The following is a 15,268-nucleotide window of genomic DNA, read 5'->3' as shown; positions in this document are numbered from 1 at the left end:
CTGTGACAATCAGGACCATGGAAAGCAGCAGCACCACGTCGGGTGTCAGCACGCGCCGCGAGGCCACTCGGCAAAAGCTCTACGAAGCGGCCGTCACGCTCATCGCCGAGCAGGGTTTCTCCGCCACCACGGTGGACGAGATCGCCGAGCGGGCAGGGGTCGCGAAGGGCACGGTCTACTACAACTTCGCGAGCAAGTCCGTCCTCTTCGAGGAGCTGCTTCGGCACGGCGTACAGCTCCTCAGCGCGTCCCTGCGCGAGGCGGCCGAGCAGACGGCACGACAGGGCGGCAGCAAGGTCGACGCCCTGGACGCGATGATCCGCGCGGGGCTCGTCTTCATCCAGACCTACCCGTCCTTCACGCAGCTGTACGTGGCGGAGCTGTGGCGCACCAACCGGGCCTGGCAGTCCACGTTGATGGTGGTCCGGCAGGAGGCCGTCGCGGTCGTGGAGGGCGTGCTCCGCGAGGGCGTGGACAACGGCGAGTTCAGCGACGAGATCGACGTGCAGCTGACCGCGGCCGCGCTGGTCGGCATGGTCCTGGTGGCCGCCCTGGACTGGCAGTCCTTCCAGCCGGAACGGACCCTGGACGACGTGCACTCGGCGCTGTCCCGGCTGCTTCAGGGGCGGGTCAGCGGGCGCGGCTGAACACGGCCGGCCCCGCGAGGCCGACCTCGAAGGCCGCCCGCACTGCCGACGCAGACACACGAAAGCGCCGGTCCGATGTGGCCGCGTCCCCCGCGGGCCACCTCGAACCGGCGCCTTCTCCTGCTCCCCCGTTCCCCCGTACTCCCCCGTTTCCCCCGTACGGTCGTTCCCCCGGGTTCCCCCGAGTCTCGCTCCCGCCGACACCGGCCGGCGGAAGGAGCGGATGGGGGGCGGCTCCGTTCCGGCGCCCCGTGTCGCCGGTGCCGGAGCCTTGCCCCTTCTCCGTGTCCCCACTCTCTCGTTCGCGCAGGTCTCGCCCCATCCGTGCGCGTACTCATCTCACCGGCTGAGTACGGATACTCAGCCCTGCGCACTCAGCCTCAGGCCTCGCTGTCGCCGACTGGTTACGATCGCGTCCGTGTCCGTACTCCCCTTGGTGTTCACGAGCGGCTGGGCCAGCGGCGTCAACGCGTACGCCGTGGTGCTGCTGCTGGGCGTGTTCGGCGCGACAGGGCTGAGCGACGAGGTCCCGGAGAGCCTTCAGCGCCCCGAGATCCTCATCGCGGCCGGCGTCCTGTTCCTGTGCGAGGCGGTCGCCGACAAGATTCCGTACGTCGACTCGGCGTGGGACGCGGCACACACCGTGATCCGGCCGGTCGCCGGTGCCTGGGTCGGGGCGCTGCTGGCCGGACAGAGCGGTTCGCTCTCCGACGTGACGGCGGGTCTGGTCGGCGGTTCGACGGCGCTGGCCAGCCACGCGGTCAAGGCCGGGACGCGGATGGCGGTCAACACCTCGCCGGAGCCCTTCAGCAACGTGATCGTGAGCCTGGCCGAGGATCTCGGGGTCGCCGGGATCGTCACCTTCGCGATGTTCCATCCGGAGGCGGCGGCGATCATCGCGGGCGTGCTGCTGGTCGCAGGTCTCGGCGTGCTCTTCTTCCTGGTCTCACGCATCCGCCGGTTCCTGCGGCGCAGGGCCCAGCGACGTGAGGAGAGACGGCTGGCCTCACGGACGGGACGGCCCCCGCCCTGAGGGCCGGTGGCCGTGACCGGGTTGTCGGTGGCGGCCGATAAAGTCGCAGGCATGGCACGGATTGCGGTGATCGGCGCCGGGATGGGTGCGATGGCGGCCGCTGCCCGGCTGGCCGTCGCGGGCCACCGGGTGACGGTGTACGAGCGTACGGAGACGTACGGCGGAGCGGTGCGCCGCTTCGAGCGCGACGGCTTCTCCTTCGACACGGGCCCGGGGCTCCTGCCCCTGCCCGCGGTCTACCGCGACCTGTTCGTCAAGACCGGCAAGGAGCCGCTGGAGTCCTGCGTCGAACTGGTCCAGGTCGACCCGTCCTCGCACCACCTCTTCGCGGACGGCACCCGGGTGTCGCTGCCCAACGCCTCGCGCGCGGGCGTCGTCGCGGCTCTGGACGAGGCGCTCGGGGCGGGCGCCGGACAGCGCTGGGGCGACTTCCTGGTCCGGGCACGCGAGGCCTGGGACCGGACGCGCAGGCCGCTCCTGGAGGAGCCGCTGTGGCCGAACTGGTCGGTGCTGGCCGAGCGCGAGCCCTATCCGGCGGTTCCGCACAAGCGGCTGCTGCGCACCCGCCGGGCCGGCACGCTCGCCGAGATCGGTGCCTGGGAGCTGCGCGACGCCCGGCTCGCCGCCCTCCTGGACAACCACGCCCTCACCTACGGTCTGGACCCGGGCGACGCTCCGGCCGGCGCCTCCGTGCTGCCGTACATGGAGCACGCCTTCGGCACCTGGTATGTCCGCGGCGGAATGCGGGAGTTGGCGCGCGCGCTGTACGAGCGGTGCGTGGCCAGGAGGGTCGAGTTCGTCTTCGGCGCCGAGATCACCGGGGTGCTGGACAAGGACGGCCGGGCGGCGGGCGTGGAACTCGCTGACGGCACGGTCGCGGAGGCGGACACCGTCGTCGGCACCGGGCCCTGGCGGCTGGCCGGTCTGGTGCGGGGGCGTGCGCTGTACGACGCGCAGGCCGTCGGGCCGAACCCCGAGGGCATGGCCGCCGGCCGGGTCGTCGTCTGCCTGGCGCTGCGCGGCGCCCGGGCGGCGGACGCCGCCCACCGCACCGTCGTGCACAGCCGGGATTCGGAGAGCGAACTGGAGTTCCTCGCGCACGGCGTGCCGCCCGAGCAGCCGACCGTGCGCATCGACCGGCCGGACGATCCGGCCCTGCGCCCCGACGACGGACACGAGGCCGTGGTGCTCACGTCGACGGTGCCGTCACTGACGCGCTACGACTGGACGGCGGCCGGTGCCGCCGACGCGTTCGCCGACCGGATGGTCACCGCCGCCGAGCGGGCGCTGCCGGGGCTGCGGGAGCGGACGCTGTGGCGCGAGGTGCGGACTCCCGTGCACACCCGCGCGGAGACGGGCGCCGAGGGCGGCGGCGTGCCCGCACCCGCCCTGGCCTCGGCCGCGGGAACCCTGCTGCACCCGTCCAACAGCACGGCGATACCAGGTCTGTTCACCGTCGGCGGCTGGTCGCATCCGGGGGGCGGTCTTCCGCACGCCGGCATGTCGGGCGCGCTGGTCGCCGGACTGGTCGTGGAGGGGCCGGAGTTCCGGGGTTCTCGATGAACACCCGGCATCCTGGCCGAGCGGCGGTTCAGAACCGGTAGTGCTCGTCGTAGCCGTTGCCCTGCGTCTGGCCGTTGCCCTGGTAGGGATACGGCTGCTCCGGCGGGAGTTCGCCGCCGTAGGGGTCGTCGGTGCTGCGCTGCTGCGGCACCCACACCCCGCCGGCCGGCGTCTCACCGGCGTACGTGCCGTTGCCGTACTGGTCCTGGCCGTAGCCCTGCTGGTCGTACTGCTGCTGACCGCCGTAGGAGGCGTCGTACGAGCCGCCGCCGTAGGTCTGCGTGCCGATGTAGGGGTCGGAGTAGGCCGCGTACTGCTGCTGTCCGGCCGCGTCGTAGCCGTACTGCTGCTGGTCGTAGCCGGAGTAGCCCTCGTACCCGGAGGTCTGGGCGGTTGCCGCGTACTGGTCCTGGGTCTGGTCCCCGGTGGCGTACGAGGGGTCGGCGGGGGCCGCGTACCCGGAGTTGCCGTATATGCCGTACGAGCCGGTGTCGTCGGGCAGCGGCTGCGGCTCGTACACGGCGGTGCTCTCGGCGGCCGCGGGGTTGACGGGGCGCGCGGGCGAGAACACGTCGTCGCGGTCGTAGTCGTCGTGGCCGTAGGCGCTCGTGTCCTGGCCGTACTCGGCGTCGCCGCCGAAGCCGGCCTCGGCCGCCTCGAGGTCGGTGACCTCCAGCGTCGGGTCCTGGTGTTCGGCCTTGCCGCGGCGTCGCTTGCTGCCGTCGGCACCCGGGCGGCTGACCGCCCAGCCGGACGCGAAGCCACGGCGGAACGAGAGGGTGACGTACGTCTGGCCGACCGCGAAGGCGACGGCCCCCAGGCCGATGACGACGACGGAGGGAATCAGGACGCCCAGCACGACGCCGAGGAAGCCGCCGAAGGCGAGCAACCGCCAGCGCAGGCGCGCCTTGTACTGCAGCAGCACCTCGCCCAGCAGCCACAACGCGACGACGCCGAACGCGATGTAGAGGACCGTCCAGCCCATGTACGCCCCTCTCCCAGTGGCCGCTACGCAGTGTGTCGTAAACCGGTGCGACCGGTCTAGGCCTGCGGTGGGTGGTGCAGGCCCAGGTTTTCGTAGATTTCCAGCGTCGCCGTGGAGTTGTTCAGCGTGATGAAGTGCAGACCGGGCACTCCCTCGGCCAGCAGCCGGGCGCAGAACTCCGTGGCGTAGTCGATGCCAATGGAGCGTACAGCGGCCGGATCGTCTTTTGCTGTGAGGATTCGCTCTTTCAGGGCGGGCGGGAAGGCAGCGTTGGTGAGGGACGGCACCCGGTCCAAGGACTTCACACTCGCGATCGGCATGACCTCGGGGATGACCGGGGTCTCGCAGCCGGCGGCCGCGACCTTGTCCCGCAGCCGCAGATAGTCCTCCGGGTGGAAGAACATCTGCGTGATCGCGTAGTCCGCGCCCGCGCGGCACTTGTCGACGAAGTGCCGGACGTCGGTGTCCCAGTCGGCCGAGCGCGGGTGCATCGCGGGGAAGGCCGCGACGCCCACACAGAAGTCGCCGGACGCCTTGATCAGTTCGACGAGTTCGGCGGCGTAGGTCAGGCCCCGGGGGTGCGGCACCCAGTCGCCCATCGGGTCGCCGGGCGGGTCGCCGCGCAACGCCAGCATGTTGCGGATCCCGGCGTCGGCGTACTGCCCGATGATGTTGCGCAGGTCGGCCACCGAGTGGTCGACCGCGGTGAGGTGGGCGATCGGGGTGAGCGTGGTGTTGGACGCGATCGCCTCGGTCGCCTTGACCGTGCCGGCGCGGGTGGAACCGCCCGCGCCGTAGGTCACGGAGACGAAGTCGGGCGCCACCGCCTCGACCCGGCGCAGCGCGTTCCACAGGTTCCGCTCGCCCTTCGGGGTCTTCGGGGCGTAGAACTCGAACGAGTACGTCGTTTTGCCGGTCGCGAGCATGTCACGCACGGTGCGGGCGTGGTCCGACCTGGTGGATGCGGTGCCGAGGGCCATACCGGCAGGTTAGTCAGGGGGAGGCGGTCCCCCAACCAGATCCCGGAAATTTGCCCGTTTTGTCGATTTGTTGTCCACCCTTCGGACACTCCGGACAGTGACGGGTCTCACTCCTGCCGCACTCGCTTGGCGAACTCCGCCGCGGCGGCGCCCGGGTCGTCCGCCTGCGTGACGGCACGCACGACCACGACCCGGCGGGCGCCCGCCGCCAGCACCTCGTCGAGGTTGCCGAGGTCGATGCCGCCGATCGCGAACCAGGGGCGGTCGGTGCCGAGCGAGGCGGTGTACCGGACCAGGTCGAGGCCGGGGGCATGGCGGCCGGGCTTGGTCGGGGTCGGCCAGCAGGGACCGGTGCAGAAGTAGTCCACGCCCTCCTGGACGGCGGCCGCGGCGGCCTCGGACTCGGCGTGCGTGGAGCGCCCGACGAGGACGTCCTCGCCGAGGATCGCGCGGGCGGCGGGTACCGGCAGGTCGCCCTGGCCCAGGTGCAGGACGGCGGCCGCGGCGGCGTGGGCCACGTCCGCGCGGTCGTTGACCGCGAGGAGCTTGCCGTGCCGGGCGCAGGCCTCGGCGAACACCTGGAGGTGCTCCAGCTCCTCCGCCGCCTCCATGCCCTTGTCCCGCAGCTGCACGATGTCGACCCCGCCGGCCAGGACGGCGTCCAGGAACTCGGCGAGGTCTCCCTGCCGCTTGCGGGCGTCCGTGCAGAGGTAGAGCCGGGCGTCGGCGAGCTGGGCGCGGGCGGTGGTGTCGGACATGCGTAGATCCCCCCGTGGTGGATGGGCGTACGGGCCGCGGGCCGAAGCGGTGGGCCGCCGCGGGCCGTGGTGAACCACGGCCGTGGCCTTCGCGGGCCATGGCGGGCCGCGCCTGTGGCCTTGGCGGGCCGCAGTCAACCACGACCGTGGCTCTTGCTCGCCACGGCCCGTACGTCGGGCGGTGTTCGGATCAGCGTGCTCGGATCAGACGGCGAGCGCCTGGGCCCGGCGCTTCACCTCCGTGCCGCGATTCTCACTGAGGGCCTGCGCGGGGGTGCCGGGCAGGCTCGGGTCGGGGGTGAAGAGCCACTCGAGCATCTCTTCGTCGGTGAAGCCGTCGTCCCGCAGGAGCGTCAGGGTGCCCGTCAGGCCCTTGACGACCTTCTGCTCGGCCCCGTCGATGAAGGCGGCGGGGACGTGCAGCGCACGGTTCTCACCACGGCGTACGGCGATGAGCTGGCCCTCCTTGACCAGCTGCCGCACACGCGTCACCTCGACATCGAGCATTTCCGCGATGTCGGGGAGGGTGAGCCAGGCGGGGACGAGAGCATCGATCTTTGCGTCAATCTCGGTCACGGGACAAGCCTGCCATCCCGCACTGACAGTCGGAAGCCAGGACCGCCCGACCAGGGGTTTCGCGTTACGCCGTGGCCGCTTTCAAAGGCCTCGCCGGGTCGGCCAGCGCCGTGGCGTCCATGGGCGTGCCCGCCTCGATCAGCTTCCGTCCCTGCGCCAGGTCCCGTGGACGGCCCACCGCCAGCAGGGCGACCAGGCGGCCCTCCCGCAGCCAGCACACCGTCCAGGCCGGGCCGGACGGGTCGCCGCGCCACAGGGTGGTGTCGGCGGACCCGTGGTGGCCGGCGTACTGGACGAAGCGCCCGAACTGCTCGGACCAGAAGTAGGGAACCGGGTCGTAGACGGCCGCCGGCTCGTCGGTGGCCTCGCCGAGGATGTTCGCGGCGACCGTGCGCGGGCCCTGGAGGGCGTTGTCCCAGTGGTGGACCAGCAGGCGTTCGCCGTACCGCCCCGAGGGGAAGGAGGCGCAGTCGCCGACCGCGTAGACGTCCGGCGCCGAGGTGCGCAGGCCGTCGTCGGCGACGACCTCGCCGTGGGTGCCGAGCGTGATGCCGGAGCCGGCCAGCCAGGCCGTGGTGGGGCGGGCGCCGATGCCGACGACCACCGCGTCCGCGGGCAGCCGGGAGCCGTCGTCCAGCAGTACCGCGCCTGCTTCGACGCTCCGCACGCGCGCGTGGGTGCGCAACGTGGCACCGGCGTCGGCGTACCAGGCGGCCATCGGCGCGGCCACCTCGGCGGGCAGCGCGCCCGCGAGCGGCAGGTCGGCCGCCTCCACGACCGTCACCGCGCAGCCCGCCTCGCGGGCCGCCGTGGCGAACTCGGCGCCGATCCAGCCCGCGCCGACGACGACGATGTCGTGCCGCCGGGCGAGCACCGGGCGCAGCCGTTCGGCGTCGTCCAGGGTGCGCAGCAGGTGCACGCCGGGCACGCCTTCCGCGCCGGGCAGCCGGATCGGTTCGGCACCGGTGGCGAGGACCAGGACGTCGTAGGGCACCGGCCCCTCGGCGGTGGCCAGCTCGTGCTCGGCGGGGCGGACGCCCAGGACCTCGCGCCCGAGCCGCAGTTCGATGCCGAGTGCCTCGAAGTCCACGTCGAAGGCGGAGCCCTCGGCCGTGCCGAGCAGCACGGCCTTCGACAGCGGTGGCCGGTCGTACGGCTGGTGGGGTTCGGCGCCGATCAGCGTGACGGTGCCGGTGAAGCCCTGCTCCCGCAGGGCGACCGCGGTCTGCACTCCGGCCATGCCCGCACCGACCACGACGACCCGCCGCGGCATGGACGTTCCCCGGTCCTGCGTCTGCTCACTCACCTGATCACCTTAGTCAGCTGACTGTGCGTCAGTCAGGGGGCGTGCTCGGTGAGCTGCTCCACAACGCTCGTCCCGCTGCCCGGCTGCGACTCCCACTCCCAGGTCTCCTCCAGCCGTACCCGGCCGTCGGTCAGCTCGACGATCGTGGACACGCAGTGCCCCGAGGACGTCGTGCCGTCCTCCTTGAGCTGTACGTACCGGAAGTCCAGGAGATCGCCCTCCCGTGTCCCCACCAGGTGCCCGCGCACGACGTCCCCGCCCGCGTACTCGGCCCAGATCTCGCCGTCCTTCTCGTGGTACGCGAACCGGGTGCGGGTACCCACCTGACCTGGGGCCTGGTCGGCGACGGGGGCGAGGACGAGGCCGTCGAGCGAACGGGTCACAGGAGGAGGCTCCCTTACTGAGACATACGGCATTGGCTAGGGTGGCCAACGAAAGCACACGCGGGAGCCCGGACGCACCGGGCTGAGAGGGAGGCTGGCGGCCTCCGACCGTACGAACCTGATCCGGGTCATGCCGGCGAAGGGAGGGGCTGGACGCCCATGTCGCGTACGTCGGACACCTCACACACCTCGGACGTCCTGGTCGTCGGGGGCGGGATCATCGGCCTGGTCACGGCCTGGCGGGCCGCGCAACGCGGTCTCGCCGTGGCCGTCGTGGACCCCGGACCGGGCGGCGGGGCCGCCCAGGTGGCGGCCGGCATGCTGGCCGCCGTCACGGAACTGCACTACGGCGAGCAGACCCTGCTCGGCCTCAATCTGGAATCGGCCCGCCGCTATCCGGACTTCACGGACGAGCTCACCGGCCTCACCGGGCAGGACCTCGGCTACCGCCGGTGCGGCACGCTCGCCGTCGCACTGGACGCCGACGACCGCGCCCACCTGCGGGAACTGCACACGCTGCAGCGGCAGTCGGGGCTGGACTCCGAGTGGCTGTCCGGGCGGGAGTGCCGACGTCTCGAGCCCATGCTCGCGCCGGGCGTGCGCGGCGGGCTGCGGGTCGACGGGGACCACCAGATCGACCCGCGGCGGCTCGCGGCGGCGCTGCTGGCGGCCTGCGAGCGGGCCGGGGTCGTCTTCCACCGCACCTGGGCCGAGCGGCTGTCGGTCGTGCGGGAGCGGGCGGCGGGCGTCGTCACGCGCGAGGGCGTGGCCTTGGGCGCCGGGCAGGTGGTGCTGGCGGCCGGCAGCCTCAGCGGGCGGCTGGCGGGCGTCCCGGACGACCTGCTGCCGCCGGTACGGCCCGTGAAGGGGCAGGTGCTGCGGCTGACCGTGCCCGAGCGGTACGCGCCGTTCCTGAGCCGCACCGTGCGGGCCGTGGTGCGGGGCAGCCACGTCTACCTGGTACCGCGCGAGAACGGCGAGCTGGTCGTCGGCGCGACCAGCGAGGAACTGGGCTGGGACACGACGGTGACCGCGGGCGGCGTGTACGAGCTGCTGCGCGACGCGCACGAGCTGGTGCCCGGGATCACGGAACTGCCGTTGACGGAGACGCGGGCCGGTCTTCGCCCCGGCTCCCCCGACAACGCGCCGCTGCTCGGCCCGACCGGCCTCGACGGGCTGCTGCTGGCCACCGGGCACTACCGCAACGGCGTGCTGCTCACGCCGGTCACCGGCGACGCCATGGCACACGTCCTGACCACCGGTGAACTCCCGGAAGAGGCCCGCCCCTTCACCCCCAAGCGCTTCAGCACCGTCCTCACGGAGCAGCCGGCATGAACATCTCGGTCAACGGCGAGCGACAGCAGGTCGCTCCCGGCACCGCCCTCGACGTCCTTGTCAGGTCCCTCACCGCGGCGCCCTCCGGAGTGGCCGCCGCGCTCAACGAAACCGTCGTCCCGCGCGCGCAGTGGTCCGCCACGTCCCTCTCCGAGGGAGACCGCGTCGAAGTCCTCACCGCCGTCCAAGGAGGCTGACCCATGGCCGACGATCCCTTCGTCCTCGGCGACACGTCCTTCACGTCCCGCCTGATCATGGGCACCGGCGGGGCGCCCAGTCTGGACGTGCTGGAGCGGGCCCTGGTCACCTCCGGCACGGAGCTGACGACGGTCGCGATGCGGCGGGTCGATCCGGGCGTGCACGGCTCGGTACTGTCGGTGCTGGAGAAGCTGGGCATCCAAGTCCTGCCGAACACCGCGGGCTGCTACACGGCCGGCGAGGCCGTCCTCACCGCCCGTCTCGCACGCGAGGCGCTCGGCACCGACCTCATCAAGCTGGAGGTCATCGCCGACGAGCGGACCCTGCTGCCGGATCCGATCGAGTTGCTGGACGCGGCGGAGACGCTGGTGGACGACGGGTTCACGGTGCTGCCGTACACGAACGACGATCCGGTGCTGGCCCGGAAGCTGGAGGACGTCGGCTGCGCCGCGATCATGCCCCTCGGGTCGCCGATCGGATCGGGACTGGGCATTCGCAACCCGCACAACTTCCAGCTGATCGTCGAGCACGCACGCGTGCCGGTGATCCTGGACGCGGGGGCCGGTACGGCGTCGGACGCGGCGCTGGCGATGGAGCTGGGGTGCGCGGGTGTGATGCTCGCCTCGGCGGTGACGCGGGCACAGGAGCCGCAGCTGATGGCCGCCGCCATGAGGTACGCGGTCGAAGCGGGGAGGCTGGCCCGGCTGGCGGGCCGGATACCTCGGCGTCACTTCGCCGAGGCGTCGTCTCCCGCGCAGGGAATGGCCCGGCTGGATCCCGAACGGCCCGCGTTCTGAACACGGGTTCGATCGGGGCTCGCCCGGCGCCCGGCCGGAGCGGAAGCCGGTGCGACCTCCGTCACAGGTCCGCTTCAGTCCCGCTCCGATCGTGACCGAACCCGCGGCGCTGTCGGTCGCGGCTCGTACACTCACCTGCGTGGATACGACCCTTCAGGACCCGCTGGTCGGGCAGGTGCTCGACGGACGCTACCGCGTGGACGCGCGGATCGCGGTCGGCGGGATGGCCACGGTCTACCGGGCCCTGGACACCCGCCTGGACCGCGTGCTCGCGCTCAAGGTGATGCACCCGGCGCTCGCGGCCGACGGGACCTTCGTCGAGCGGTTCATCCGGGAGGCGAAGTCGGTCGCCCGGCTCGCGCACCCGAACGTCGTGCAGGTCTTCGACCAGGGCACCGACGGGTCGTACGTCTACCTCGCCATGGAGTACGTCGCCGGCTGCACCCTGCGTGACGTCGTGCGCGACCGCGGGGCGCTGCAGCCGCGCGCCGCCCTGGACATCCTGGAGCCGGTGCTCGCCGCGCTCGGCGCCGCGCACCGGGCCGGGTTCGTGCACCGGGACATGAAGCCGGAGAACGTGCTGATCGGGGACGACGGCCGGGTCAAGGTCGCCGACTTCGGGCTCGTCCGGTCCGTGAACACCGTCACCAGCACCACCGGAGCCGTTCTCGGCACCGTCTCCTATCTCGCCCCCGAGCAGATCGAGCAGCCGGGCGCCGCCGACCCCCGCGTCGACGTGTACGCGTGCGGTGTCGTCCTCTACGAGATGCTGACCGGCGAGAAGCCGCACGACGGGGACTCTCCCGCCGTGGTGCTCTACAAGCATCTCCACGAGGACGTGCCGCCGCCCTCGGCCCTCGTCCCGGGCCTGCCGTACGAGCTCGACGAACTGGTCGCGTCGGCGACCGCCCGCACCCCCGGCATCCGGCCGTACGACGCGGTCGCGCTGCTCGCCCAGGCGCGCGAGGCGCGGGCCGTGCTCAGCGACGACCAGCTGGACGCGGTGCCGCCGCAGGCGCTGTCGTCGGAGCGGGAGCACCGCGACGTCTCCGCCGACCGCACGACCGTGATCCCGCGCTCGCTGACCGTGCCGCGCCCGCTGCCGGTGAACGAGGACGAGGCCGAGGCCCGGTTCCACCGCACCAGCCGGCTGGAGAGCCCGCCGCCCCTTCCCCCGCGCCGGCGTGACAGCTCCCGGCGCCGGCTGGTGGCGATCGTGGCCGCCGTGCTGCTGACGCTCGGCGTCGGTGCGGGCGTCTGGTACATCAACTCCGGCCAGTTCACCCAGGTCCCGCCGCTGCTGGCGAAGACCGAGGCGCAGGCCCGGGACCGGCTGGAGCAGGCCGGTCTGGACGTCGGCAAGGTCGAGCACGCCTACAGCGACAGCGTGAAGCGCGGCACTGTCATCAGTACCGACCCGAAGCCTGGCTCCCGGATCCGGGACAACGACTCGGTGTCGCTCAGGATCTCCGACGGCCCTGAGACGGTTCGGGTGCCCGACGTGGAGGGCTACCGGCTGGACAAGGCGAGATCCCTGCTGAAGGACAGCGGGCTGGAACCCGGGATGGTCTCCCGGGCGTTCAGCGAGGACGTCCCCCGGGGCTCCGTGATCTCCACCGAACCGGAGAAGGGCACCGAGCGGCGCGCGGGCTCGGCGATCGCGCTCACCGTCAGCAAGGGCAGCCCGATCGACGTGCCGGACGTCACGGGCGAGTCGCAGGCGGACGCGCAGGCGGAGCTGGAGGAAGCGGGCCTGAAGGTGAAGATCTCCGCGAAGGAGATCAACTCCTCCGAGTACGACAAGGGTCAGGTCGCCCGGCAGACCCCGCAGAACGGCAGCACCGCCGCCGAGGGCGACACGGTGACGCTGACACTGTCCAAGGGCCCGGAGATGATCGAGGTCCCGGACGTGGTCGGCGACAGCGTGGCGGACGCCACCGCGCAGCTGCAGGAGGCCGGATTCGAGGTCGACGAGGACCGCGGGCTGCTCGGGCTCTTCGGCGACACGGTGAAGAGCCAGTCGGTGACGGGCGGGGAGACGGCTCCCAAGGGATCGACGATCACCATCACGATCCGCTGACCGTCCGGTCCGAGCCGCATGACACCCTTGTTCTGTGAAGAGTCAACAGTCCGGCACCGCCCCCGGCGCGCTGCGCAACCCCGTCGGCGGTCACGTCCCCGTGGCCGGCGGTCTGCACTCCGTGGGCCTGTCGTACGCCCATGATCTGAAGGCCGAGACCGTGCAGGTCTTCGTCGCCAACCCGCGCGGCTGGGCGACGCCCGTCGGCAGTCCGCGGCAGGACGAGGCGTTCCGGGAGGTGTGCGCGGCCGAGTCGATCCCGGCGTACGTGCATGCCCCGTACCTGATCAACTTTGGTTCGCACACCGAGGCGACCGCGGAGAGGTCCGTCGAGTCGTTGCGGCACTCACTGCGGCGCGGGCGGGACATCGGGGCGCTGGGCGTGGTCGTGCACACCGGCAGCGCGACGGGCGGCCGGGACCGGTCCGTGGCGCTGAAGCAGGTGCGGGAGTACCTGCTGCCGCTGCTCGACGAGCTCACCCACGACGACGACCCGTTCCTGTTGCTGGAGTCGACGGCCGGGCAGGGTGCCTCGCTGTGCTCGCGGACCTGGGACTTCGGGCCGTACTTCGAGGCGCTGGACGCCCATCCGAAACTGGGCGTATGCCTGGACACCTGCCACATCTTCGCGGCCGGGCACGACCTGACCGGGCCGGCCGGCATGCACCAGACGCTCGACCTGCTGGTGGACACGGTCGGCGAGGGCCGGCTGAAGCTGATCCACGCCAACGACTCCAAGGACGTGGTCGGCGCGCACAAGGACCGGCACGAGAACATCGGCGCCGGTCACATCGGCGAGGACCCGTTCCGCGCGCTGATGACGCACCCGGCGACCGAGGGCGTACCGCTGATCATCGAGACGCCCGGCGGCAAGGAAGGGCATGCGGCGGACGTGGAGCGGCTGAAGAAGCTGCGGGACGGCTGAAACCGTGGCCCTGGGTCAGAGCTCGGGCCCGTCTCCCGGCCCCTCCTGGTAGGAGTAGCGCTGTTGTTTCCAGGGGTCGCCGACGTTGTGGTAACCGCGCTCCTCCCAGAAGCCGCGGCGGTCGGCGGTCATGTACTCCACGCCCCGGACCCACTTGGGGCCCTTCCACGCGTACAGATGGGGGACGACCAGGCGGAGCGGGAAGCCGTGCTCCGCGGTCAGCAGTTCGCCGTCCTTGTGGGTGGCGAAGATCGCGTGCTCGGACGCGAAGTCGGACAGGCGCAGGTTCGAGCTGAACCCGTACTCCGCCCACACCATCACATGGGTGACGGCCGGGGCGGGCGGGGCGATGTCCAGGATGGTCCGGGCGGGGATGCCGCCCCACTCGGCACCGAGCATGCTGAACTTCGTGACGCAGTGCAGATCGCCCACGACGCTGGTGTACGGCAGGGCCGTGAACTCCTCATGGTTCCAGCAGTGCTTCTCGCCGTCCGCGGTGGCGCCGAAGACCCGGAACTCCCAGCGCTCGGACCGGAACTTGGGGACCGGACCGTAGTGGGTGACCGGCCAGCCGCGTTGCATGCGCTGCCCCGGCGGAAGCTCGGAGTGTGCCGCTTCTCCCGACTCGCGTTCCACCGGCTGACCCATGACTCCATCCTGACAGACCCCGGGCAGTGCACATGACCAGCCCCTACCCAAAACAGGCATTACGAACTAAGCCTGCCCTTACTTACTAAGTGAAGACTTACTGGACGATCTTCGTCACCGGTGGAATCATGCGGCGCAACCTGCCAGTTCCCCCCGGTTGGAAGGAGCCTCTGCAATGCAGGGCGACCCCGAGGTCATCGAATTCCTCAACGAGCAGCTGACCGCAGAGCTCACCGCGATCAACCAGTACTTCCTGCACGCGAAGATGCAGGAGAACTTCGGCTGGACGAAGCTCGCGAAGTACACGCGGGCCGAGTCGTTCGACGAGATGAAGCACGCCGAGGTGCTCACCGACCGGATCCTGTTCCTGGACGGACTGCCGAACTACCAGCGCCTCTTCCACGTCCGCGTGGGACAGACGGTCAAGGAGATGTTCGAGGCCGACAGGCAGGTCGAGGTCGAGGCGATCGACCGCCTCAGGCGCGGTGTCGAGGTGATGCGGAACAAGGGCGACATCACGTCCGCGAACATCTTCGAGTCGATCCTCGAGGACGAGGAGCACCACATCGACTACCTGGACACCCAGCTGGAACTGCTGGAGAAGCTCGGTGAGGCGCTCTACCTGGCCCAGCTGATCGAGCAGCCGGAGAGCTAGGCGGCCTCTTCGAGCTCTTCGAGTCCGGTCAGGGCCGTCGCGCCCTGGTCGGCCGACTGACGCCGGGGGTACGCGCCGCGACCGAGGATCGCCTGGATCCGACGGACGCAGGATCCGCAGTCCGTGCCGGCCTTGCAGGCGGAGGCTATCTGGCGCGGCGTGCAGGCGCCGTTGTCCGCGTGCTGCTGGACCTGCGCCTCGGTCACCCCGAAGCAGTTGCACACGAACACGCGGTTCACCTCCGCCGAGATCAATAAGGCTAACCTAACCTTACCCGTCACTCGGGGACCGCAAAAGTGGAGTGGGGGGGGGGGGGGGGGGGGGGGAGGGCCCCCCCCCCCCCTTCCCCCCCCCCCCCCCCCCCCCCCCCCCCCCCACCCACCCCCCCCCCCCCCCCCC

The 15,268-nt window shown here is 71.7% G+C and carries 17 protein-coding genes and 1 riboswitch; of the genes, 9 read left to right on the top strand and 8 right to left on the bottom strand.

Annotated features, from left to right (window positions below; genetic code table 11):
* The first annotated feature begins 17 nt into the window (after nt 1-17).
* The 3 genes from ACZ5XS_RS24680 (at nt 18) to ACZ5XS_RS24670 (ending at nt 3,243) form a co-directional block, all read left to right on the top strand.
* Complete coding sequence (locus tag ACZ5XS_RS24680; protein ID WP_468654672.1) at nt 18-647, top strand: TetR/AcrR family transcriptional regulator; 630 nt, start codon at nt 18-20, stop codon at nt 645-647.
* A gap of 418 nt (nt 648-1,065) precedes the next feature.
* A complete protein-coding gene (locus ACZ5XS_RS24675; RefSeq protein ID WP_468654670.1) occupies nt 1,066-1,680 on the top strand; it encodes a DUF4126 domain-containing protein in 615 nt (204 codons plus the stop codon).
* Between the two features lie 51 nt (nt 1,681-1,731).
* Complete coding sequence (locus ACZ5XS_RS24670; protein WP_468654668.1) at nt 1,732-3,243, top strand: phytoene desaturase family protein; 1,512 nt, start codon at nt 1,732-1,734, stop codon at nt 3,241-3,243.
* Nucleotides 3,244-3,271: 28 nt separating this feature from the next.
* Here the strand turns inward: ACZ5XS_RS24670 and ACZ5XS_RS24665 are convergent, their stop codons facing one another.
* From ACZ5XS_RS24665 to ACZ5XS_RS24640, 6 genes are all read right to left on the bottom strand, one after another.
* Entirely contained in the window at nt 3,272-4,228 is a 957-nt protein-coding gene (locus ACZ5XS_RS24665; RefSeq protein WP_468654666.1) for an SCO2102 family sporulation regulator, read from the bottom strand.
* Nucleotides 4,229-4,284: 56 nt separating this feature from the next.
* Nucleotides 4,285-5,208, bottom strand: coding sequence for a methylenetetrahydrofolate reductase [NAD(P)H] (gene metF / locus ACZ5XS_RS24660; RefSeq protein ID WP_468654664.1), 924 nt, complete (start codon nt 5,206-5,208; stop codon nt 4,285-4,287).
* A gap of 107 nt (nt 5,209-5,315) precedes the next feature.
* Nucleotides 5,316-5,966, bottom strand: a complete 651-nt coding sequence (thiE, locus tag ACZ5XS_RS24655; protein WP_468654662.1) for a thiamine phosphate synthase — start codon at nt 5,964-5,966, stop codon at nt 5,316-5,318.
* Between the two features lie 204 nt (nt 5,967-6,170).
* Nucleotides 6,171-6,542 (bottom strand): Rv2175c family DNA-binding protein, encoded by a 372-nt coding sequence (locus ACZ5XS_RS24650; RefSeq protein ID WP_030051296.1) that lies wholly within the window; start codon nt 6,540-6,542, stop codon nt 6,171-6,173.
* A gap of 64 nt (nt 6,543-6,606) precedes the next feature.
* On the bottom strand, nt 6,607-7,848 hold the full coding sequence (locus tag ACZ5XS_RS24645) for an NAD(P)/FAD-dependent oxidoreductase (RefSeq protein ID WP_468654660.1): 1,242 nt from the start codon (nt 7,846-7,848) through the stop codon (nt 6,607-6,609).
* Between the two features lie 32 nt (nt 7,849-7,880).
* Nucleotides 7,881-8,231 carry an avidin-fold protein gene (locus tag ACZ5XS_RS24640; protein ID WP_468654658.1) on the bottom strand — a complete coding sequence of 117 codons (351 nt, stop codon included), beginning with the start codon at nt 8,229-8,231 and terminating at the stop codon, nt 7,881-7,883.
* Between the two features lie 50 nt (nt 8,232-8,281).
* Nucleotides 8,282-8,393: riboswitch (TPP riboswitch) on the top strand.
* Between ACZ5XS_RS24640 and thiO the strand changes: the two genes are divergently transcribed.
* The 5 genes from thiO (at nt 8,391) to ACZ5XS_RS24615 (ending at nt 13,566) form a co-directional block, all read left to right on the top strand.
* Nucleotides 8,391-9,566: a glycine oxidase ThiO gene (thiO, locus tag ACZ5XS_RS24635; protein ID WP_468654656.1), complete on the top strand. Its 1,176-nt coding sequence runs from the start codon at nt 8,391-8,393 to the stop codon at nt 9,564-9,566. Its footprint overlaps the riboswitch before it by 3 nt.
* Nucleotides 9,563-9,763 (top strand): sulfur carrier protein ThiS, encoded by a 201-nt coding sequence (gene thiS / locus ACZ5XS_RS24630; RefSeq protein ID WP_468654654.1) that lies wholly within the window; start codon nt 9,563-9,565, stop codon nt 9,761-9,763. The genes thiO and thiS overlap by 4 nt, the downstream gene beginning before the upstream one ends.
* 3 nt (nt 9,764-9,766) lie before the next feature.
* Complete coding sequence (locus tag ACZ5XS_RS24625) at nt 9,767-10,561, top strand: thiazole synthase (protein WP_468654652.1); 795 nt, start codon at nt 9,767-9,769, stop codon at nt 10,559-10,561.
* A gap of 139 nt (nt 10,562-10,700) precedes the next feature.
* A complete protein-coding gene (gene pknB / locus ACZ5XS_RS24620) occupies nt 10,701-12,641 on the top strand; it encodes a Stk1 family PASTA domain-containing Ser/Thr kinase (protein WP_468654650.1) in 1,941 nt (646 codons plus the stop codon).
* Nucleotides 12,642-12,675: 34 nt separating this feature from the next.
* Nucleotides 12,676-13,566 (top strand): deoxyribonuclease IV, encoded by an 891-nt coding sequence (locus ACZ5XS_RS24615; protein WP_468654648.1) that lies wholly within the window; start codon nt 12,676-12,678, stop codon nt 13,564-13,566.
* 15 nt (nt 13,567-13,581) lie between these two features.
* Here ACZ5XS_RS24615 and ACZ5XS_RS24610 read toward each other — a convergent pair whose 3' ends face one another.
* Nucleotides 13,582-14,214, bottom strand: a complete 633-nt coding sequence (locus ACZ5XS_RS24610; RefSeq protein WP_468654646.1) for a sulfite oxidase-like oxidoreductase — start codon at nt 14,212-14,214, stop codon at nt 13,582-13,584.
* Nucleotides 14,215-14,389: 175 nt separating this feature from the next.
* Between ACZ5XS_RS24610 and bfr the strand changes: the two genes are divergently transcribed.
* Nucleotides 14,390-14,869, top strand: coding sequence for a bacterioferritin (gene bfr / locus ACZ5XS_RS24605; protein ID WP_468654644.1), 480 nt, complete (start codon nt 14,390-14,392; stop codon nt 14,867-14,869).
* Here the strand turns inward: bfr and ACZ5XS_RS24600 are convergent.
* Entirely contained in the window at nt 14,866-15,099 is a 234-nt protein-coding gene (locus ACZ5XS_RS24600; RefSeq protein WP_468654642.1) for a (2Fe-2S)-binding protein, read from the bottom strand. The genes bfr and ACZ5XS_RS24600 overlap by 4 nt on opposite strands.
* Nucleotides 15,100-15,268 lie beyond the last annotated feature (169 nt).

The organism is Streptomyces sp. NPDC033131 (genome assembly GCF_055578365.1).
This window is presented reverse-complemented; position numbering and strand designations above follow the sequence as displayed.